17 protein-coding genes are annotated in these 20,897 nt (G+C 39.9%); 9 read left to right on the forward strand and 8 right to left on the reverse strand.

Annotated features, from left to right (window positions below; translation table 11 throughout):
• Positions 1-62: 62 nt before the first annotated feature.
• A complete protein-coding gene (locus WH223_RS04845; RefSeq protein ID WP_340046409.1) occupies positions 63-806 on the reverse strand; it encodes a hypothetical protein in 744 nt (247 codons plus the stop codon).
• 362 nt (positions 807-1,168) lie between these two features.
• On the opposite strand from WH223_RS04845, the gene WH223_RS04850 reads away from it, so the two are divergent.
• Together WH223_RS04850 and WH223_RS04855 are read left to right on the forward strand one after the other, a co-directional pair.
• Positions 1,169-2,329: an FAD-dependent oxidoreductase gene (locus WH223_RS04850; RefSeq protein WP_340046410.1), complete on the forward strand. Its 1,161-nt coding sequence runs from the start codon at positions 1,169-1,171 to the stop codon at positions 2,327-2,329.
• 183 nt (positions 2,330-2,512) lie between these two features.
• Positions 2,513-3,241, forward strand: coding sequence for a 3-keto-disaccharide hydrolase (locus tag WH223_RS04855; RefSeq protein WP_340046411.1), 729 nt, complete (start codon positions 2,513-2,515; stop codon positions 3,239-3,241).
• 65 nt (positions 3,242-3,306) lie between these two features.
• Here WH223_RS04855 and WH223_RS04860 read toward each other — a convergent pair whose 3' ends face one another.
• The 3 genes from WH223_RS04860 to WH223_RS04870 form a co-directional block, all read right to left on the reverse strand.
• A complete protein-coding gene (locus tag WH223_RS04860) occupies positions 3,307-4,056 on the reverse strand; it encodes a DeoR/GlpR family DNA-binding transcription regulator (RefSeq protein ID WP_340046412.1) in 750 nt (249 codons plus the stop codon).
• 180 nt (positions 4,057-4,236) lie between these two features.
• Entirely contained in the window at positions 4,237-4,848 is a 612-nt protein-coding gene (locus WH223_RS04865) for a LytR/AlgR family response regulator transcription factor (protein ID WP_340046413.1), read from the reverse strand.
• 2 nt (positions 4,849-4,850) lie between these two features.
• A complete protein-coding gene (locus WH223_RS04870) occupies positions 4,851-5,864 on the reverse strand; it encodes a sensor histidine kinase (RefSeq protein ID WP_340046414.1) in 1,014 nt (337 codons plus the stop codon).
• A gap of 219 nt (positions 5,865-6,083) precedes the next feature.
• Between WH223_RS04870 and WH223_RS04875 the strand changes: the two genes are divergently transcribed.
• The 5 genes from WH223_RS04875 to WH223_RS04895 all read left to right on the forward strand — a co-directional run bounded on the left by WH223_RS04875 (position 6,084) and on the right by WH223_RS04895 (position 13,984).
• On the forward strand, positions 6,084-7,472 hold the full coding sequence (locus WH223_RS04875) for a TolC family protein (protein ID WP_340046415.1): 1,389 nt from the start codon (positions 6,084-6,086) through the stop codon (positions 7,470-7,472).
• 12 nt (positions 7,473-7,484) lie between these two features.
• A complete protein-coding gene (locus WH223_RS04880; RefSeq protein WP_340046416.1) occupies positions 7,485-10,685 on the forward strand; it encodes an efflux RND transporter permease subunit in 3,201 nt (1,066 codons plus the stop codon).
• A 7-nt stretch (positions 10,686-10,692) separates the two neighbouring features.
• Positions 10,693-11,781, forward strand: a complete 1,089-nt coding sequence (locus tag WH223_RS04885; protein ID WP_340046417.1) for an efflux RND transporter periplasmic adaptor subunit — start codon at positions 10,693-10,695, stop codon at positions 11,779-11,781.
• Positions 11,782-12,101: 320 nt separating this feature from the next.
• A complete protein-coding gene (gene dinD / locus WH223_RS04890) occupies positions 12,102-12,944 on the forward strand; it encodes a DNA damage-inducible protein D (protein ID WP_340046418.1) in 843 nt (280 codons plus the stop codon).
• A gap of 71 nt (positions 12,945-13,015) precedes the next feature.
• Positions 13,016-13,984, forward strand: a complete 969-nt coding sequence (locus WH223_RS04895) for a helix-turn-helix transcriptional regulator (protein ID WP_340046419.1) — start codon at positions 13,016-13,018, stop codon at positions 13,982-13,984.
• Positions 13,985-14,035: 51 nt separating this feature from the next.
• On the opposite strand, the gene WH223_RS04900 is transcribed toward WH223_RS04895, so the two are convergent.
• Entirely contained in the window at positions 14,036-14,476 is a 441-nt protein-coding gene (locus WH223_RS04900) for a nuclear transport factor 2 family protein (RefSeq protein ID WP_340046420.1), read from the reverse strand.
• 223 nt (positions 14,477-14,699) lie between these two features.
• Here WH223_RS04900 and WH223_RS04905 point away from each other — a divergent pair, with 223 nt between their 5' ends.
• Positions 14,700-15,461 carry a DJ-1/PfpI family protein gene (locus tag WH223_RS04905; RefSeq protein ID WP_340046421.1) on the forward strand — a complete coding sequence of 254 codons (762 nt, stop codon included), beginning with the start codon at positions 14,700-14,702 and terminating at the stop codon, positions 15,459-15,461.
• A 42-nt stretch (positions 15,462-15,503) separates the two neighbouring features.
• Positions 15,504-15,953 carry a GNAT family N-acetyltransferase gene (locus WH223_RS04910; protein WP_340046422.1) on the forward strand — a complete coding sequence of 150 codons (450 nt, stop codon included), beginning with the start codon at positions 15,504-15,506 and terminating at the stop codon, positions 15,951-15,953.
• A gap of 103 nt (positions 15,954-16,056) precedes the next feature.
• On the opposite strand, the gene WH223_RS04915 is transcribed toward WH223_RS04910, so the two are convergent.
• Genes WH223_RS04915 through WH223_RS04925 form a run of 3 tightly spaced genes read right to left on the reverse strand, consistent with a single transcriptional unit; the run spans position 16,057 to position 20,817 of the window.
• Complete coding sequence (locus tag WH223_RS04915; protein WP_340046423.1) at positions 16,057-17,109, reverse strand: YncE family protein; 1,053 nt, start codon at positions 17,107-17,109, stop codon at positions 16,057-16,059.
• Between the two features lie 19 nt (positions 17,110-17,128).
• Complete coding sequence (locus tag WH223_RS04920) at positions 17,129-18,361, reverse strand: DUF4374 domain-containing protein (RefSeq protein WP_340046424.1); 1,233 nt, start codon at positions 18,359-18,361, stop codon at positions 17,129-17,131.
• A 41-nt stretch (positions 18,362-18,402) separates the two neighbouring features.
• On the reverse strand, positions 18,403-20,817 hold the full coding sequence (locus WH223_RS04925) for a TonB-dependent receptor (protein ID WP_340046425.1): 2,415 nt from the start codon (positions 20,815-20,817) through the stop codon (positions 18,403-18,405).
• Positions 20,818-20,897: the final 80 nt, after the last annotated feature.

The raw sequence follows: 20,897 nt of genomic DNA on the forward strand, positions 1-20,897 counted from the left end.
AATCACGCAAATTATGATATTTTAAAAAAGCCAGTGGTTTTATGTCCACTGGCTTTTTGTCTTTATTCTTGTCCTTTTATAGCGAATACAACGCCACCATATGTGCTTCTGTCGTCTCCGATATAAAGAAGGTCGAAGCTACTTTTATCTTTCTGTTCAAACTGTGCCTTCAAGCTTGGGTAATTCACACGTTCCATAGTGCTTTCCCAGTCAGAGTCTGTTTGTGGCTTTAAAGGTTCTAGCTGCTTCATATCAAACAGACCTGTAACTTCACGAGTTTGTTTAGAGCGTTGGATGAATAAGGTATCGCCTTCAATTTTATTGATTTTAATCCACGCCTCTTGCAACGATTGGTTCTCGCCTTTAAGGTTGGTATACAGGCTCACACCATATAGTTGTCCTGGTTGAAGGTGTTGCAGTTTTTCAGTAAGCGCTGCCGTTTCATTGGCACGTTGGCTATTTTCAAACTTAAGCTTTCCCGCAAAAATTACACCTCCTATTAGTGCTATAGCACTGAAGTATATTAGTCCTTTCCATAGTTGGAAATAAGGGATGCTGAAATTTTTCTTATATTCTTTAATTTCTGCTTTAAGCTCGTCGGAGTAGTGTCTAGCATGAATAAGTTTTCCTTCTTCATTATATAGACGTGATATTTTAACAAATCCACCACCAATAGGGAGATAGATGAAACTACGTGCTGGCGTAGTAATTTGTAGGGTGTACCTTCTTGGAGTAGGATCTTTCTTTAAAGTTGCGGTGATGATTTTTTCACCTAAAACGTAATCGTGAAGCGTATAAATAAACATGATACTATGATAAAATTGAATGTGATTTTCTGTCGTAAAAAAGCGCTATCCAGTCACAAATTTCTATTATTTACTAAGTTGTTTTTCTGCTGCGAAAAGAAGAAAAACAGCCTCAAAGCTATGTAAAAACATAGTTTTGACCCAAAATAAATAATTGTTTCCTGACTTTATGACTTAGGGCTAGCACACAACAACCTTTATGCCAGCATAGTAAAAAGTGCAAAAAAAATGTGATTTTATTTCATGTTTGTAACATCTTGCGTTCGGTATGATTTGACCTTTTGGAGCTGTTTTTATGGCTAATGCCGTTATTTTATGCTGATTAAGCAGCTTAGCTTTGTGTGAACTAAAATGCTAATACGATGATACAAGGCAATAAACAAATCGCAATTATCGGCGCTGGTCCAGGCGGATTAACTTTAGCGCGACTTCTACAGCGCAGCGGACTAACAGTAAAGGTGTATGAGAGGGATCTAGATAAGGATACACGTGTGCAAGGCTCTCCCTTAGATATGCATGAACACTCGGGATGGGCAGCTTTGGTGGCTGCAGGATTAACGGAATCTTTTAAAGCGCATGTTCGCCATGGGGCCGATCGCAAAGTTGTTGTGAATGCAGAAGGTGATGTTTTGTTTAGCGATCATGCTGCAAAAGAAGAAATAGGCTTAGCTGCTGGCACTAACCGTCCGGAAATTGATCGTGGTATGCTTCGTAAGTTGTTGTTAGCTTCGCTTAAGACGGATACGGTGTCTTGGAATCATCATTTTTTACGCATGGAGCCACATGGCGAGGGTTGGTTGTTGTATTTTAAAGATCGTGATGCTATTTATGCTGATTTAGTAATTGCTGCAGATGGTGCTAACTCCAAAGTGCGCCCCTATGTAACACCAATAAAACCGTTGTATAGCGGTATTACCATGATTGAGGTTAATATAGCTCATGGATTACGCGATACCCCAAAGCTACGTGCGCTGTTGGGAGGAGGGAAGATTATGGCCATTGGCAAAGGGAAGAATATCCTTGGTGGCCAGAAAGAGGTCGATGGCCTAGGTTTCTACGTTAGCTTGCCTTTGCCAGCGGACTGGACGAAGGCAAGTGGTCTAGATTTTTATAATCGAGAGCAGGTTTTTACTTGGTTCAAGCAGGAGTACAAAGGATGGAGCACCATATGGGATGAGCTGTTCCTGCATATGGTTTTGCCCGTTATTCCACGTCCGATTTATTACATGCCACTCGACCAATTTTGGTCGCCTCGTGCAAATGTAACCTTGCTGGGAGATGCTGCCCATGTGATGCCTCCATTTGCTGGTGAAGGAGCTAATACGGCGATGTATGACGCTCTGGAGCTTTGTCACTATTTGACTTCTAATGAATATCCCAATTTGCAAGAGGCTATTGGCGACTACGAGTCGAGCATGCGTCAGCGGGCTGCTATGGCGACCAAGCAGTGCTTAGAAAATGGGGAATTGATGCATAGCGATGAGGCTTTAGCCACGATGCTTGCCCGTTTTGAGCAAAATTAATTTGTAAGAAATTTGCCTTTTTTATTGGTTACAATAACTATCTTTAGGGAAGCCGCTACGTCCTATAATAACTGTTTCTTTTATTTTGCGTGAAAACGCAGCGTTTTAGCTGTTTGTAAAAATATATTTTGATATATTTTTAGATATTGCATAATATTGCATTAAACAAAACCAATATACAACATGAAAATGATGCACCTCTTTAAAGCTGCAATTTGCTTTTTACTGCTTGGTCAAATGGTCGGCTGTTCATCCGCCGAAGGCGAACCCAATACATTGAGTGAACAAGAACAAAAAGAAGGATGGACCTTATTATTTGATGGGAAATCTTTTGATAAGTGGCATATCTATAATGCTGGTAGTCCTGCGGGATCGGCTTGGCAAATTAGAAATGGAGAGATTTATTGTGACCCTGATAATGAAAGCCAGAAAGGCGATTTAGTGACGAATGAGGAATTTGAGAATTATGAATTAAAATTCCAATGGAAGCTGATGAAGGAAGGAAATAGTGGTGTATTTATTAACGTGTTGGAGACCCCTGAGCTTAATGCCACTTGGCATTCGGGACCTGAGTACCAGCTTTTAGATGATGCACATGCCGATTATGATGTTTTCGCTAAACGCTCGGGTTGTCTATATACTTTTGCTCCGCAAAAAAACTTAGCAAATAATAAAGTGCGTACGGAATGGAACAATTCAAGAATCGTACAGAAAGGTGGTAAGGTTCAGTTTTACTTAAATGATATTTTAACTGCTGAAATGGATTTCAAGTCTAAAGCTTGGTTCGATAAGATTGAGAAAAGCCATTTCCGTGATTTTCCAGAGTTTGGCAAACATACGAAGGGAAAAATCGCTTTACAAGATTGGTCGAGAGGGGTATCCTTCCGAAATATCAAAATTAAAACGTTATAAAATATAAAGGGACTTTAGTGATAAAGTCCCTTTTTTATGTGCCTTGTACTCGGATATTCTTTGTGTTATACAATCTTTAGGTTTAGATTTCTAAAATCATTTAAAGCATTATCATCGCTAGCCAGATTCGTAATCAAAACAGCTATATTATCTGTTGTACATACCTTAAATGGCTTTGCTACACCAAGGTAGTCATGGTTAGCTAAAGCAATTGCTTGTTTACTATTTTGTAACATCGCTCTTTTTACGTCAGCATCTTCTTGCACGGCAGCGGTTATTCCCAATTGATTGTGTACACCACAGGTGCCCATGAAGTATACATCGGCGATGTATTTATTTACTTCTAGGCAGGTTTCTGTTCCAAGCGTTGTTGCTGTTTCAGCATCATACTTTCCTCCTAAAACAATAAGTTCTATATTTTTAAAAGTCGATAAGATTGGGACTGCTTGCATATTGGTCGTTATGATCCGTAGCTTACTGTCGGCCGCCAATTGACTGATGAGCATACATATCGTGGTGCCTCCATCCATAAAAATAGTCATGCCATCAGCGATAAATTGCTGGGCTTTGAGCGCAATAATCTCTTTTTCCTGTTTCAGGTAGTTGCTTCTATCTTGAAAAGTTAATGGGTTTTTAGCTCTTTGCATGGCGCCGCCACGTACTTTTGATAGTAAGCCATTATTATGAAGATAATCGATATCCCTACGTACCGTATCTGCTGAAACTTGTAAGTCTGTTGCCAGACTTTCGTAGGTTAGCATTTCAGCTTGCTCCAATTGTCTTAGGATAAAGTCAAATCTTTTCTCTTTTAGCATGAAATCGAATATTTTACCAAAAATACGCAATATTGCAAGTACTTGCAATAGGTGCGGTCTTTTGATTAGCATTTGGTAAAAGGTTGATTTTTATTCCTTTTAGGCTAGGCGATCTTTTAATAAACGTTTGTAGGTAATACCGATTGGCAATTGTGTTTCTTTGAGAACTAGTATATTACCTTAAATTTTTTGAACCCGAGTTAAGGATACAATAAACGACTTGTGGATACGGACAAACTGAGAGCCTGGCAGGAGGTGCATAATTTCCTGTGTGGTGATGGCGACAACGTAGCTGCGTGTTGGTGTAAAGATTTTTACATAATTGCCATAGCTTTGTATATAGCAAATATGCTTTAAGAGTATATCGTAAATTCTGCCATCAACTTTTACAGTTAGTATTTCCGGTTCTTCTTCTGCCTTGGTTATTTTTGTGTAGGAGAGTGCACGGTCTACCGCTTTTAGAAAGCGTGAGGTGGAAACGGGTTTTAGTAAATAGTCCACAACACCATAGTCGTAACTTTCTAAAGCATATTCGGAATGTGCTGTTGTTAAAATAGTCTTTGGCGGATTTTTTAATAGTTGAAGCAATTCCAATCCACTAATCTCCGGCATATCAATATCTAAGAAAATTAAGTCTACAACATTTTCTTTTAGGTAGTTATGCGCTTCAAGTGCATTATAGCATTGCTTGACTAAAAGCAAAGCGTTATTCTTTTCAATATGGTTACACAATACGTAATGTGCGGCAGGCTCGTCGTCAACAATTAGACAGGTAAATGTCTGGTTTATCATGACTAAGATAAATTTATGTGTAGTAAAACATTATGCAGGCTTTTCTCTGCATGGATGGATAAGCTGTGGCGTTCTGCATACAGCATTTCTAAACGAGATTTCGTGTTTTCTATACCGACATGTGTCGACAGTATTTTTGGCTTTTTATGCGGTACCGAATTACTCGTGCATAAGGTTAGAAGTCCCTTCTTTACCGTAAGGGTGATGTGTATGAAGCAATCTTCAATGTTGCAGGTGCCATGCTTAAATGCATTTTCAATAAAATTAAACAACAGCATAGGATGGATATGGTAGGGGCCGTGTTCGTCGATATCGTAATTAAAATCGATTTGTGTACGGTAGCCTACACGTTCCTTTTGTAATTCAATATAGCTTAAAATAAACTCTACTTCGCTTTCTATAGCGACTCTTTCTTTCTTGGTGTTCTCCACTTGATAGCGCAATAGTTCCGAAACTTTTAGAATCAATTCGGAGGTTTTTTCGGGGTAGCGTAAACTCACTCCATAAATGGTATTAAGCGTATTGAATAAGAAATGCGGATTCAACTGCTTGGTCAGAAAATCAATCTGACTGATATTGGAGGTGATTTCTCTTTTTGCCGTTATTCGTTGATTTTGATAGTATTCAAAAAATAAGGTAGATCCCAGAATACAAATCGCGGACCCTAAAATAACACCAAACTGATATTTAGGCGTTGTTTTTATCGGATTGTTGTGTAAAAAACATTGCCTATAGAAATCGGAATTGGATAGGTAATGCAAGATTAATGTAAATACAAGGATTAGTATCAAGCTCAACGTTGTATACAGCGAAACTTTTTGCCTTTTCGTTAGCAGTGGTAATAGTAAAAAACGATTGATTTGTGCATGACTGTATAGCACCATAAAATAAACGATACCGAGAAAGAAACCTCGCCAGCTTGATATTAAAATCCAATCATTAAGGGTGAAAAGCACAAAGGAAAGAACCAGTAAGCTGATTTCTAGACGCCATTTACTCTCAAAAATACGCTTCATATTGTCCTTTATTAATTCGTTTTTTCTTCTTTTTTACTGTTTTGTCTTGTTATGGAGTACGATAGCGGACAAGTAAAGAAAAAGCAAATTAACGTTAAAAAAAAACGATTATATGTAACATTTATGACCAATGCAATTGGACATTCTCTTTTTCAATACATCATTAATAAAAGCTGTTCATTTTGTTGAGCCACTACATTTGCAGCTAAAATTTAATGCATGACAAAAATCTATCCTATTCTCTTGCTTGGACTATTTTCTCAGATTAATGGTCAAGCGCAAACCATGCCACTCAAAGAGGCTATTGAAATGGGGATCAACAACTATGGGAAATTAAAGGCTGAAAATCGCTATGTGAAAGCTTCTACAGCGCAAATAGAAGTGGCTAAGCGCGCCTATTTACCAGAAGTTAATCTTTCTGCACAGCAAAGTTATGGTACTATCAATGGGCAAAATGGACCGTCGATGGGCTTTGGTGGGCTTGGCGTGGCCTCCTCGGGTCAACCCTTGGAGGAGCAGAATTGGAAAGCGGCCTTCGGGGCGCTCTATCTGGTCAACGTAAACTGGAATTTTTTCAATTTTGGCCGTATCGACCAGCAAGTGCGCGTGGCGAATGCGGAGGCAAAGCAGCGTACGAAAAACTATGAGCAAGAAGTATTTCAGCAGCAAGTGAAAATCGCTGCTGCTTACCTAAATTTATTGGCTAGCCAGCGCCTGCAACATACGCAGCAGCGAAATTTAGACCGCTTAGTCCAATTTCAACAGAATGTAGATAGTCGCGTTGCCGGTGGCTTGCTTCCAGGGGTTGATGGCACAACGGCGGCGGCTGAGGTTGCGAAGGCTAAAATAACCCTCAACCAAATTAAAGACCGTGTTTCGCAAAGCAATAATGAGCTTATTAGCCTTTTGGGAATACGGGATGCACAGGTGCAGACAGACACGTTATTTCTGGCGGAAATTCCGCATGGGGATTGGCAAGAGCAGCTGGAAGCTACGAAAAAAGTACATCCGAGTTTAGCGTTCCTGACGAGTAAAATTGAACAAAGCAAAGAGCAGGAGACCTTCCTTAAAAAAGAGGCTTTACCATCTTTTCATCTTTTAGGAATTTATCAAGCACGAGCCTCAGGGTTTGAAAACACTTATGGGACAAATCCAGCCGCTTATTCGCAGAATTATTTTAAAGGGGTTGGACCCACGCGACAAAATTATCTAGTGGGAGTAGGCGCTGTTTTTAACTTAACTGGACTAGGTACTTCCAGTAAGAAGCTACAGGCACAACAGTTTTTAACCGATGGTTTGCAGGAAGAATGGTCGGCTATCGATACGGAGATACACAACCGAGTGGATGGTGCGCGTAAAAGCTATGTTTTTGCCTTGCAAAATTATAACGAAGCACCACTACAAGTGCTGGCCGCACGGCAAGCTTATACGCAACGGTTAGCCTTATATAACAATGGTTTAAATGAACTTATCGACGTGACGAATGCTCAATATTTACTTAATAGGGCAGAGATGGATCGTGATATTGCCTATACCAACCTGTGGCAAGCGCTACTGATGGTTGCCGCATCGAAAGGTGATTTTGAACTGTTTATTAATGAATTTTAATACCTATAATTTATGAATTTAATACGTTTTGCTCTGCGCAAGCCTATTTCTATCATGGTGTTGGTGGTCGGATTGCTTTTCTTCGGAATTGGCGCCGTCCGTGATATCAAAGTAGATATTCTACCGAAGATGGATTTGCCTGTTATTTATATATCGCATCCATTTGGCGGGTATACACCTGACCAAATGGAAGCTTATTTTTCTAAGAACTACGTGTCTATTTTGTTATTTGCAAATGGTGTAAAGTCCATTGAAAGCAAAAACTTGCAAGGTGTTAGTTTGATTAAAATTACCTATTATGAGGGGACAGATATGGCACAGGCCGCCGCGGAGGTGAGTGCTTTAACGTCTAGGGTACAGGCTTTATTTCCGCGTGGATCTCAACCACCATTTATCGTTCGTTTTGATGCTTCTTCTTTGCCTATAGGGCAATTGGTGCTTAAAAGTAAAACGCGCACCGCGAATGAGCTGCAAGAGTTAGCCAATGTATATGTGCGTTCTTCATTTACTTCGATTCCGGGTTTATTATCCCCGCCACCATTTGGGGGAAGTCCACGTACGGTAGAGATTAATGTCGATCCTTCTAAAATGCGGGTATACAATTTGACATCAGATCAAATTGTTGCGGCCTTGAGTCTCAACAACCAGATTAGTCCTTCTGGAAATGTGCGTATCGGTTCAACGAATTACATTACACCTAATAATACGACCATTCGTACGATTAAGGATTTTGAGAAGATTCCGCTGTTTAAAGGCGATGTTAAAAATCTGACGCTAGGCGATGTTGCCAAGGTGGTTGATGGTGCCGATATTGAACAAGGATTTGCATTGATTGATGGTAAACGATCTGTTTATTTGAGTATTGCTAAGGCTGCCGATGCTTCAACTTGGGATGTGGTACGTAATTTAAAAAAGAACCTCCCTAAAATTCAAAATTCATTGCCCGAAGATGTCGAGGTGTCTTATGAGTTTGATCAATCTGTTTATGTTTTGAATTCGGTGAAAAGCTTGATTACTGAGGGTGTCATTGGTGCTGTATTAACGGGGTTGATGGTTGTCCTTTTCTTGGGTGATCGACGAGCTGCTTTTATTGTTATTCTCACGATTCCTATTTCTATTATTTCGGGCGTCTTTTTATTAAAGCTTTTTGGCTTTACCATAAACTTAATGACGTTGAGTGGATTGGCCCTTGCTATTGGGATTTTAGTCGATGAAAGTACGGTGACGATAGAAAATATCCATCAACATTTAGATATGGGTAAGTCCAAGGCACGTGCCATTTATGATGCCTGTATCGAGATAGCGATGCCTAAGTTATTGATCTTACTGTCTATATTGGCGATTTTCGCACCAGCCTTTATGATGAAAGGTATTCCTGGGGCTTTATTTTTACCGCTAGCTCTAGCTATTGGCTTCTCCATGGTGACATCTTTTGTTTTATCACAGACCTTTGTGCCCGTTATGGCCAATTGGTTACTGAAAAAGCATGCTAAAAAGGAACCTGTTCTAACGAAAGAGGCTTTATCTGAGCAGGAAGATTATAATGGAAATGGAAAAATAGACCGATTCGAGCGTTTTAGGCTTCGCTTTATGGCGATGATGGATGGCTTACTCAAGCGAAGCAAGTTGGCGGCTTTATGCTATTTGTTTGGTATCATAGGAGGCGCTGTGCTATTGATGAACGTTATTGGTAGCGACGTGTTTCCAAAGGTTAATTCCAGTCAGTTTCAGTTACGCATGCGTACCACTGAAGGTACACGTGTTGAAGAGACCGAGGTAATAGCTCGACAAGTGTTAAAGGAGATAGAAGGGGTGGCTGGTAAAGACCATGTGGGCATTACATCTACTTTCGTGGGAATGCACCCTTCACAATTTTCTGTTTCGCCGATTTACTTGTTTATGGCAGGGCCCAACGAGGCACTGTTTCAAGTATCCTTGAAAGATTTACACACCAATATGGATGTGTTTAAAGATACGTTACGCCAACGCATCCATACTAAGCATCCGGAAGTTAAACTTTCTTTTGAACCGATCGATTTGACCGATAAAATATTAAGTCAAGGATCTCCTGCGCCTATTGAAATTCGCTTGACGGGGAAAGATAAAAAGCTTAATGCCGAATATGCCAATAAGCTGGTAAATCGTTTGCATGCGATATCTTATTTTAGGGATGCACAAATCAATCAGTCCATTAAATATCCAACGTTAAACATTGAAATTGATCGTACTAAAGCCGCCCAATTAGGGGTTGATATGAATGAGATTTCACGATCTTTGACTGCCTCGACATCCTCATCCCGGTATACGGAGAAGAATATGTGGCTTGATGAGCGGTCTGGTCAGGCTTATAATGTGCAGGTGCAAGTGCCTTTAAACAAAATGAATAGTGTTGCAGAAATTGGACAGATTCCTTTGTTAGAACATGCGCAACGTCCGTTGTTAAGTGATGTATCTACAATTGTTCAGGGTACAACAAATGGACAGACGGACAATTTAGGTGCTTTATCTTCCTTGTCGGTTACGGCCAACATTCACGAAACAGATTTAGGAAAGGCTGCTAAAGATGTAAAAGGTATTATAGCAAGACTGGGCGAGTTGCCGAGAGGATTAAACATTGAGTTAATCGGATTAAGTAATGTATTGGATGAAACCTTATCGAGCTTACAGTCGGGTTTATTAATAGCCATGGTCGTTGTTTTCTTAATGCTGGCTGCAAACTTTCAATCCTTCCGTGTTTCATTTGTAATTCTTACAGCTGCACCAGCTGTTGTTTTGGGCTCTTTATTGTTGTTGCTAGCGACGGGCTCTACCTTAAACTTACAATCTTATATGGGAATCATTTTGGCTGTAGGTGTGTCATTGGCGAATGGCGTTCTGCTAATTACTAATGCAGAAGAGATTCGTAAAACGGGAAAATCAGCCCATGTAGCAGCGCGAGAGGCTGCTTCGTTGCGTTTGCGACCTATTATCATGACGAGTATCGCTATGATGGCTGGCATGCTCCCGATGGCTATTGGCCATGGGGAAGCAGGTGAGCAGGTAGCCCCTTTAGGAAGAGCCGTAATCGGCGGATTGTTGTTCTCAACCTTTGCCGTGCTTATTGTGTTGCCACTCATTTTTGCATGGATTCAAGGAAAAACAACCATTCAATCGCCTTCATTAGATCCTGAAGATAGCGACAGTAAATTTTATGAACCCACAACCACTAATTAATCATATCATGTATACGTATAACTCAATTTTTCGCCTACTATATATTCTGTTGCCTGTATCGCTTTTTTTTAGTTGTCAGCAGGAACCCGCCCAAATAAAGGCGGTTAATGTAGAGGAAAGTACGGTTGAAACCTTCATTTTGAAGCAAGATAGCTTACAATCTTCGATTAGCTTGCCCGCCGAATTATCAGGCTTCCGTGAAGTAGAGCTTTATGCTAAAGTAAATAGCTATGTCAAAAATTTATGGGCTGATATTGGTGATGAGGTGAAGCAAGGTCAGCTTTTAGTTGATCTGGAAGCACCAGAAATCCAATCGCAGTTGACCGCAGCAAAGTCTAAATTGGTTGCTCAAGAGGCCGTTGCAGCGGCGAGTAACAGTCATTATCAGCGTTTGTTGGAAACGAGTAAAGTGGCTGGTACTATTTCTACCAATGATTTAGAGCAAGCCATTGGTAAGCGTAATGCTGATAAAGCACAGCTAGAAGCTATACGCGCCGCGTATAACGAGACCATCAATATGCAGGATTATTTAAAAATTCGTGCTCCATTTAGTGGTAAGGTAAGTTTGCGTAATGTTAATGTAGGCGCTTATGTGGGTAGTAATGGTAGCGTTCCTTTATTGCGTGTTGTCGATTATCGAAAACTTCGTTTGACGATTTATGTACCAGAGTCTTATGCTGGTTTATTGCAACTCGGCCAGTTGTTGAATTTTAAAATTGCTTCACTACGTGGAGATACTTTTAATGGAAATATACGTCGGATGTCGGGAGCATTAGATAAAACAATGCGTACAGAACAAATAGAGCTGGATATTGATAATTCCAATGGGAAGCTTTTACCAGGGATGGTAGCCGAAGTGCAGTTGGATTTAAAAGGTCAACATAAAGTTTTTATTGTCAATAAAACAGCAATCGGTAATACCGGAGAGGGGGCTTTTGTTTACCGTATTCAAGATAATAAGGTGACCCGTATAAAGGTGGACCGTGGTATTGAGACGACCGATAAGGTAGAAATCTACGCAAGTGAACTAAATGAAAACGACGTGTTACTAACGAAAGGAAATCCAGAACTGCGTACGGGCGATTCCGTTAAGTAATTGCGCAAAATATAGGGATGTCATGCTTTAATTTTCCCGAAAGCCAAGCCTCAACTTTTGTTGGGGCTTTGGTGTTTTATAAAATTTGAATTTTAATGCTTATATTTAAGTATAAGTTGTTGATAGTGTATTTGATAACTTGTTTTTTGATGTGATTGTTGTTTCTCTTTCCAGGTTTGCTAGTGCTGTAACACGGATGATAAAACAATGTTTTGTGCTTAATTACCCGCCATACGACCTCTTAAAGGCATTTCCATACGTTTTCTTTCCCTTACATGGCCTTTATCTAAAAATGTTAATCAATTTTAAAATTACCAATTATGAAATCAGAAGAAATCAATCAATTATTTGAACTGTTTGAACAGGCTGCCTCCGAATTAGAAGGCGTGGAATGTTGGAGTGCTCGGGATTTGCAAAAATTACTCGGTTACGGTAAATGGGATAATTTCGAAAAGGTTATCCAAAAAGCTAAAGATGCTTGTAAAAATGCGGGTGAGGAGGTCTATTATCATTTTCCCGACGTCGGGAAAACGATTCTAATGCCCAAGGGAGCGGAAAAAGAGATTACTGATATCCTACTTACTCGTTATGCATGTTATCTAATTGCTCAAAATGGGGACAGCCGAAAGCAAGAGATATCCTTTGCTCAGAATTATTTTGCTGTACAGACTCGCAGGGCAGAATTGGTCGAGCAACGTCTTTTGGAGTACGAGCGACTTAAGGCTCGGGAGAAGTTAAGCCAAACTGAAAAGCAGCTCTCGGGCATTTTGTATGAACGCGGTGTCGATAGTCTTGGTTTTGCGAAAATTAGAAGTAACGGCGACCATGCCTTGTTTAAACTACATACCCATACATTGAAAAAGAAAATGGGCGTACCCGACAATCGACCGCTTGCTGATTTTCTACCCACCATAAGTATTAAAGCGAAGGATCTAGCTGCCGAGATGACTGGATTGAATGTGCAAACGAATGATTTAAAGGGGCAAGCTACGATTGAAACAGAGCATGTCGATAATAATAAGGCGGTTCGCGATATGCTGACTGAGCGCGGTATTATTCCTGAAAATCTACCCGCAGCAGAAGATGTCAAAAAACTGCAACGTAAGTTAGAGGGGGATGAAAAAAAATTACTGAACAAAAAGAAAGGCGATGAATTGTTTTGATGCTAAAGTAATAGAGTGATTACCGTTGAAATAGCTATTTTAGCGTTCAAAATAGTTGTAAAAGGTATTTAATGGGTAAGGATTCATTTTATGGAGTGCCGAAGGTTCTCATCCAACTTGCGGAAGCAATGAACACAGAGGTTGTGGATTGGCGCTTAGCGATTCCTCCGGCCTATGGAGAGGGGTATTGCAAGGGCTATGTCTTTAATGAACATATCCGTATGTTGGTGCTTGATTATAAATTAAATGAAGAATTGGTGCTTACTAATCCCGATAAGGACACTTTGGGGCGGATGATTCTTTTCAAATTTAGAAATATGCTGCCTGTAGATGGAAATGCGATGTCTAAAACGACGTCAGAATTGCCATCTGTTCTTATTGCTACGAGTCGCATTGATAGTGATCAGTTGATTCCGGTACACTCCAATAGGGCATCTATTAATATTGAAGTTGATGCTTCTTATTTACAAAGTCTATTTCGGTTTTCCGAACCATCGCCTATACTCCAAAGTCTAATAGATAATACGCAACCTTTGCTTTTCGATCAATTGTTGCACGCTTCGATACAGAAAGTCGTAGATGAGATGTTTGTATCATCTATTAGAGAACCCTTCACCTTGTTTTATCTACGTATAAAGACTGAGGAATTGATTTGTAGATTGCTGGTTGAGTTGGAGAAAAGAGATGAGGAACATATTTATGATTTAAATAGTAAGGATATTGACTCTCTTTATCAGGCTAAAGAATCCCTTTTAGCAGATTTAAGTGATGCTCCGAGCATCGACTCGTTGGCTTTGACGGCCGGGATGAGTGCTTCTAAATTAAAAAGACTCTTTAAACAGGTTTTCGGGAAAAGCATATTTAGTTATTATCAAGATTTCCGAATGCAAGAAGCTGCACGCCTGTTGCGGAATGAAAAAATCGCCGTGTCGGAGGTTGGTTACCGTTTAGGTTTTACCAATTTAAGTCACTTCACACGCGTTTTTAAGGAGCATATAGGGTTGAATCCGAAGCGGTATACAAAAAGTAAACTCGAATAGCGTGCTAGCCTGTGGAGAAGTCAGAGCAATCTCTCCACAGGGCTAAATTCGTTATTGGGCCATTGCGGTATAAGCTGATAAAGAGTCCATGTAATCTTTCCAGTATACAATTTTTCGATTCTTAATCGTGATAATCGAACAAAACCTATTGTCATAAGCTTTTCCATTGTGTGGAATGGTGCCATGCACTTCATACAATAAGGTGATTACACCCTGCTCACGGTCTTTGTAAATGTGTAAATTGTCAGCACTATGCAATTCGTTCGTATAGCCACTAAACCAGTCCATATAAGCCTGTCTGCCTTCAATCTTTGTCGCAAAGCCTGGAAAATGGTAAAGGAATTCAAATACAGCATCTTCGGCTACGGTATCCCAGAAATGGACACCATCTACTTCACCTTTCAATCCCTCTTGAATGATGTTGTAGAAAGCGTCTGCATTTTTGCGAAAAGCACCATGGCTACGGTCTAGGGGTTTCGTTTGTTCGTTCATCTTGTTTTTAGTTTGATTTTAGTCAAAGCTAGTAAGGGCTCTTGACAGCTATATGTCAGTATGCTTTTGGGCGTAACTTTATCGTTCATGTATAATGGTTAAGCTATAGTCTCAAAAAATGATATAATAAGTCTGTTTTGTAGTATAATTCAACGCTTAATAGAAGTGCTTATCAATAGGCAATCCGCTAGCTTTGTACTGTAATTTTATAATTGGAAAACAGATGAAATGTAAACATGTTTTTGCTATTGCATTACTTAGTGTAGGTAGTATGAAGCTTCAGGCCCAGCAGCATAGGGCCCATGAGCAACAGATGCATACTATGGCTAGTGAAGTTCAACAAACCAACGTACGTATTGCTATTTTACTCTATCCTGATGTCGTTCTTCAGGATTTTGCCGGCCCGATGGAAGTTTTTTCTAAAGCAAAGAATCTAAGTCAAGGTAAGTATACTGTTTTTACGGTCGCTAAAGATCTGAAGCCAGTGCGAACGGAAAATGGTTTGTTAAAGATGACTCCCGATTATACACTCGAAAACATGCCAACGGCCGATTATTTGATTATTCCTGGAGCGAGTATGCCGGTTATGCATGCTTTGGTGGATGATAAGGTGTATCTAGATTTTATTAAACGATGGTCAAAAAAGAATGATGGCCATCTGGTGACCGTTTGTACGGGAGCATATTTGGTTGCCCCAACAGGCGCATTTGATGGTAAAAAGATTACAACGCATTATTTCGTGGCCGACGATTTAGCCGAGCAATACCCTAAGGCCACCGTGGTCAAGGATGTTCGCTTTGTTGATGAAGGTAATATCATTACCTCGTCGGGCGTTACTTCCGGTATTGATGTCGCTTTGTACCTCGTTGGAAAACAAAGCGGTGAGAAAATGAAAGCCATGATTGAGCGTGCCATGCAGTATACCTACCATGAAGAAGAGAAATGGCCCGTAGCACCAAATGGAATGCGCTACCGTAGTCAATAATTTTTTATAGAAGACATTTCGTAAAATGCTTAACTTGCGACCATGAAAATTGAGTATTTCCTTAAATCTTTTGATGACTTAAGTAGCCTTGAGCTCTATGCTATTTTAGCGTTACGCAGTGCTATATTTGTGGTTGAACAACAATGTGTTTACCAAGATATTGACGGTAAGGACTTAAAAAGTGAACATCTTATGTGTTTTGTTGAAGGTAAATTAGCTGGCTATACACGCTTATTACCTGCCGGTTTATCCTACGAAGAGGTTTCTATTGGGCGGGTAGTTATTGATCCGGTGTTTCGTAGTTTTGGATTAGGTAAAAATTTAATGCAAAATGCTATTGTAGCCTGCGAAAAGCTTTATGAAACAACAGCTATACGTATTGGTGCACAGCATTACCTAAAAGGGTTCTATGGCTCTCTAGGCTTTGTTGAGCAAGGCGAGCCTTATGATGAAGACGGTATACTACACATTGAGATGTTGCGCCAAGCATAACTTTATTTCAAGGCTCATTTACCTTAAAATAGAACTGCAGCGTCAATGCGCTGCAGTTCAGATTACATATAAAATATAAAGGCTAATAGAGTTATACGTCCAATTAAATTTTCTTTATTTTTTGTACTGTATTTGCATTTGATAATACATCATCTGCTTTACGTCCATCTTTGTTGGTTACATATACAGAACCGTCTTTATCATTTATAACAAGGGTATTCGGTAAGCCATCAGTCGGAATTCTTTCGCTTACTTTGTAGGCTTTCATATCCACAACAGCAACTTCCTTCTTGTTGCGGTTTGCCACGAACACCTGGTCATTCTTAGCATCATAAACCAAACCAATAGGAGAGGCGTCATAGCCTAAATATACCTTGTTGATGATTTCACCTGTCTCTCCATTGATTACCGTGATATTGTTGTCGTTCGACTGGCTTACGAACAAGCGGTTGTTTTGTTTATCTAGGGCGATGTTTAACGGGCAATAAGACCATGTTTTCCATTTAGATTGAAGACTGTAGTCTTTGGTGTCGTACACTAAAACATTACCTTCCATGGTATTAGAATCTGTTGCATATAATTTACCACGTTTGCTATCTACACTTAGGCCTAGCACCATCGCTTCTGGTATGGCGATAGTTTTTTTGTAACTATTTGTTTTTCCATCAACGACCCAGATAGAAGGATCACCATGGTCAGAAACATAAACCATATTGTTGTCTTCATCTACGACGATTTCTCTGATTTTAGACTTCTCACGTCCGCTTGATATAAGTGTTTGCTTCTTTGTTTTTAAATCAATCGCGCTGATACTTTGCTTAATAGAATGACCCACATATAGCGTTTGTGTTTTATTGTTTATCGCTACGCCAAAAGGAGCATTTTTACCCAAAGGTATAGAATCTACCACAGCGAGATTCTGTCCTTTTAAAACATAAACATACTGCTCTTGGTCCTTGGAATTGAATCCTCCTTTAGGGCCCACGACATATACAAGGTCATTGGCCGTATTAAAAGCCAATTGGTAAATACTGGCATCAATCTTTTGGTTGGATACAATTTCATGCTCTGCAGGCAATTTCTTTTGTGCCGGTTGCGCATAGGTAGTTCCGATGGTTAGAAAGCCTAATGCGATTGCTAGTTTTATTGATTTCATGATGATTTTGTTTTAATATTTATTTTTTTAAACTTCCTACGCCAGATATTTCTTTAATACCCGTCATTTTCAATCCTCGTTTTGCGGTATTGTTATCCGCATCGATTACGTATAAATAACTTACCGAAGCTTGGCCTTCTTGTAATGGTAAGTACGATTTTCCGTTTACAGTAAATAATGGGAAGCCAAATCCTGGGTCTGTAATTTTTGATGTTACCCCCGATACCCATTTAAATTCTTTTTTCACGACGTCAACAATGGCTAATTTCACCCCATCAGCTTCCGCTTTAGCATTATCTCTCGGTGTCATAACTAATACAAATTTGTTATCCTTAAGGAAGAAGCCCGCACGAATACGCATACCCGCTACAGCTTCCACATCCCAGTAATAATCTTTATCAAATTGTTCGCCTTTGATTTTTAAGAAAGCTGAATGGTTGTTGCTCGAAGCGACGTCACCATTAGAGAATGCATAGACGTCTCCGTTAGCAACCTGACCTAGACCAATGTTGTTATAGTATTGACCGATATAAGGCATACGCGTATCCGTAATGGTTTTTTCGAATTTCAAGTTCTTATCGAAAATGGCTACGAAGGCGCGGTTTCTATAGTCAAAGCCAGCAGGATCTTTATCGCCTGAACCTCCATAAGCAGGCAAGAGTGGAGCATATATTTTATCACCAAACTCGAAGAAGGCATACGGCCAGCCGAAGTGGTTGTCAATATGTTTACCATCTATGTAAATTAATTTTTGATCCACATCCAGCTGCTTGTCTACAGCGTTTGTTTGTGTATTTACCCAGTAAGCTGTTCCTGGTGTTGTCAAGCTGCGTCCAATATTATATGCTATAAGGTGGTCTCCAGCTTTTAGTGGTAAGAATACATTTACCGACTTCACATTGAAAGCGCCTGTTTTCGTCAATTCATTTTTCGCATCTAACTGAAACACCTCTGCATTTCCAGGATCCCCTCTATTATATTTAAAAGTAATAGCTTTATTGTTTAAGGCATACATCGTACCACCGGCCGTTTCGTAACCATTTCCCTTTACCGTGATTTCGCCTTCATCCAATCGGTCGGCTAAGAACAAGTATTGCTTATCTTGCTCCGCTGTGGCGGCGATACCGGCAATTACAAATTTCTCTACAGCGGTGTCGGGAGGAGTATCCGGGCCGTTGTTGCTTTTGCTACAGGAAGCTAATCCAAGTAGAGCAAAAGCTAAGGTGCTGTTAATTACAGATCTAATTTTCATGTTATAAATTAATTTTTGTTTATGTATTCTATTTTTTTCGCTTACATATTAAATAGGAAGTACCTAAACTTCACGTTGAAAGAACGGCTAGGCTTCTGCAGTTTGAAATGATCATACAGCAGAGCATCGGTCATATTCAAGCATTCGAGCGTAACATTGTACTTGCCTCCTTTGAAAGCATAAATCAAATTGACATTGTGATTCCACTGTGTTGGAATCGTTACTTTCTTACTTTTTGTTCCAAGGCTAGGCCAGCTTTCGAAATACTCATGAGTATAGTATAGTTGGTAGCCTAGGGTTAATGAACCGTCGGTTCCCATAAAGTTGTTGAAGGAATAATAAGCATCCGTATTACCAAAGAAGTAAGGCATATTAGGGATACGGTCTTTATAGACAATACTTACCATATCATCCGTACCGCCTTCGTATTTCGTTTGGTTAATCAAGTTTTGGTAGCTGATGTTCGACCCTATGTTAAAGATGTTCTTGTAGCGGTAACGTATACTTAATTCAACTCCCTTATTGTCTACATCACGTAGATTGACCATTTGTAAGCCTGTAGAAGCCTGCACACGTTGCATCCGAGGACGAATAAAGTCGCGGGAGTAGCGGTACAACACGGCTGCATCAAAAGTCAAGAAGTGCGTATTGTTAATTGAAGGACTGTAGATAACGCCTAAATTTACGTTTTCACTTTTCTCTGGCTTTAAGGTGAAATTTCCCGACATGGTGTTCATGTTACCCAAGAGCTCGTTGCTGGTTGGCACGCGTATACCATGTTCGTAAGAAGCACGTAGTTGAAGGTCATCACGGAAGAAGTACGTACTAGCGACTCCATATCCTTGTGTGGTAAACTTGCTGCTTTGCCATGCATAGGCATTGTGGCTCGGCACGGGATCAACACTAGCCGTTGTATCGACGAAAGCACGTGAGTTTTGTTGATACAATTTTGCGAAAACAATAGTATTCCATTTTTTAGAATAATCGTATCGGTAGGATAGCCCTAACACATTCTTACGAACAGAACCTGGTTTATTATCAAAGAATGTGTCGTTATCACCTAATAAGTTTTTAGAAACACGGCGTAATGTGGTGTAGTTGTTGTTCAATACAAAAGAATGCTTATCGTCTAGTTTATAACTCAAATTGGCGGTAAAGACACCATCATTGTTATGATAACGGCTGTCGGTAAGGCTTCTTTCACCTCTTTTTGTAGAACTAGAAGGAAGGATGTTTGTACCTAACCAGTTATAGCGTGCTGCTGCGGTATCGATGGTACGATCGTAACCAAAATTGAAGTTACCACTGATGTTAAGGTCTAAATTCTTTAAGCCTAAGTTTCTTTTTAAGTATTTGATGGATGGAAGGATCGTGATACCTTTAGTTTCGCGTTTGCCAAACACATCTTCCATGGTATTTCCATTCTGGATATCCTTTTTATATTCACCTAAATCTATCCCAACCAAAAACTGGTCGGCCCATGCTTTATGGCGTACACCAGCAGCAAGCATGACCATTTCATTGCGGTAGCGGTCGTGGAAACGGCGTGTGCGTACAGGATACAATTGACCACTAGCATCATACTCTGTTTCAAATTCAATCCAATAGTTATTATCCGAATAGTTTTGCAGCGCATTTAACATAAAGGTGAACCCTTTTTTATTATTCATCGCTAGGTTAACCGACGTTTTATGCGTATTAAAGGATCCATAAGAGTAGGAGGCGTCTAGGTAGCTTGTTTTGCCAGAGTTGGTCACAATATTGATGGCTCCACCTAAAGCATCTGCACCTAAATTAACAGGGACAACCCCTTTATAGACCTCAATACGCTCCGCAAGGTTAATTGGAATGTTATTGATGCGGAAGGCGTTACCCATATTTTCCATGGGGATTCCATCGATAAAAAACTTGACTTGGTTACCGCTAAAGCCGTTCAGCGAAAACTCTGTGCTTGATCCCAAACCGCCTGATTCTCGTACACGGATGCCCGGAACGGTATTTAGTGCACTCGCAATGTTGAGCGTTGTATTATGTAATTTCTTGGCATCAATAACGGATACTTGGTAAGCCTGCTGTGCTGCTTTTTGTGTCTCCGTTTTCCCACTTACGTTGACTTCGTCCAATTTGTTATCTAAAGCTTCTAGGCGGATGCGTATTAACGCGGGTTCCGACTGGTTATTCACCGTTACTTTCTGTGTTATCGTACGGTAACCAATAGCACTAACTTTTAAGCTATGGCTTCCTGTATGTAGGTTTTTCAGGTGGAAATTTCCTTCGTTGTCCGCATGTTGCCCATGGTGGCTGTTGTTCAATACAATGGAGGCATTAGGTATTTTTTCTCCTGCGCTGTTTTCAATACTTCCCCTTAAAAATCCCTTCTGTTGCGCAAAAAGCGGATTACAGAATAGTAAGAATAAGGTTAATAAGCGTAATGCTTGGTTATGTTTTTTTAACATTTTGTGTAATGATTGGTCTGTTTGTTGTTTTCTTATTTTTATTTAGAATAATTATAAATAAATTTGATACCGCAAATGTA

This window comes from Sphingobacterium sp. MYb382 (assembly GCF_037572665.1).
GTDB lineage: Bacteria > Bacteroidota > Bacteroidia > Sphingobacteriales > Sphingobacteriaceae > Sphingobacterium.

What these genes read in the sequence shown, in the direction of transcription:
- WH223_RS04845 (WP_340046409.1), bottom strand. Translation starts at nt 806, where the DNA reads ATGTTTATTTATACGCTTCACGATTACGTTTTAGGTGAAAAAATCATC.
- WH223_RS04850 (WP_340046410.1), top strand. Translation starts at nt 1,169, where the DNA reads ATGATACAAGGCAATAAACAAATCGCAATTATCGGCGCTGGTCCAGGC.
- WH223_RS04855 (WP_340046411.1), top strand. Translation starts at nt 2,513, where the DNA reads ATGAAAATGATGCACCTCTTTAAAGCTGCAATTTGCTTTTTACTGCTT.
- WH223_RS04860 (WP_340046412.1), bottom strand. Translation starts at nt 4,056, where the DNA reads ATGCTAAAAGAGAAAAGATTTGACTTTATCCTAAGACAATTGGAGCAA.
- WH223_RS04865 (WP_340046413.1), bottom strand. Translation starts at nt 4,848, where the DNA reads ATGATAAACCAGACATTTACCTGTCTAATTGTTGACGACGAGCCTGCC.
- WH223_RS04870 (WP_340046414.1), bottom strand. Translation starts at nt 5,864, where the DNA reads ATGAAGCGTATTTTTGAGAGTAAATGGCGTCTAGAAATCAGCTTACTG.
- WH223_RS04875 (WP_340046415.1), top strand. Translation starts at nt 6,084, where the DNA reads ATGACAAAAATCTATCCTATTCTCTTGCTTGGACTATTTTCTCAGATT.
- WH223_RS04880 (WP_340046416.1), top strand. Translation starts at nt 7,485, where the DNA reads ATGAATTTAATACGTTTTGCTCTGCGCAAGCCTATTTCTATCATGGTG.
- WH223_RS04885 (WP_340046417.1), top strand. Translation starts at nt 10,693, where the DNA reads ATGTATACGTATAACTCAATTTTTCGCCTACTATATATTCTGTTGCCT.
- dinD (WP_340046418.1), top strand. Translation starts at nt 12,102, where the DNA reads ATGAAATCAGAAGAAATCAATCAATTATTTGAACTGTTTGAACAGGCT.
- WH223_RS04895 (WP_340046419.1), top strand. Translation starts at nt 13,016, where the DNA reads ATGGGTAAGGATTCATTTTATGGAGTGCCGAAGGTTCTCATCCAACTT.
- WH223_RS04900 (WP_340046420.1), bottom strand. Translation starts at nt 14,476, where the DNA reads ATGAACGAACAAACGAAACCCCTAGACCGTAGCCATGGTGCTTTTCGC.
- WH223_RS04905 (WP_340046421.1), top strand. Translation starts at nt 14,700, where the DNA reads ATGAAATGTAAACATGTTTTTGCTATTGCATTACTTAGTGTAGGTAGT.
- WH223_RS04910 (WP_340046422.1), top strand. Translation starts at nt 15,504, where the DNA reads ATGAAAATTGAGTATTTCCTTAAATCTTTTGATGACTTAAGTAGCCTT.
- WH223_RS04915 (WP_340046423.1), bottom strand. Translation starts at nt 17,109, where the DNA reads ATGAAATCAATAAAACTAGCAATCGCATTAGGCTTTCTAACCATCGGA.
- WH223_RS04920 (WP_340046424.1), bottom strand. Translation starts at nt 18,361, where the DNA reads ATGAAAATTAGATCTGTAATTAACAGCACCTTAGCTTTTGCTCTACTT.
- WH223_RS04925 (WP_340046425.1), bottom strand. Translation starts at nt 20,817, where the DNA reads ATGTTAAAAAAACATAACCAAGCATTACGCTTATTAACCTTATTCTTA.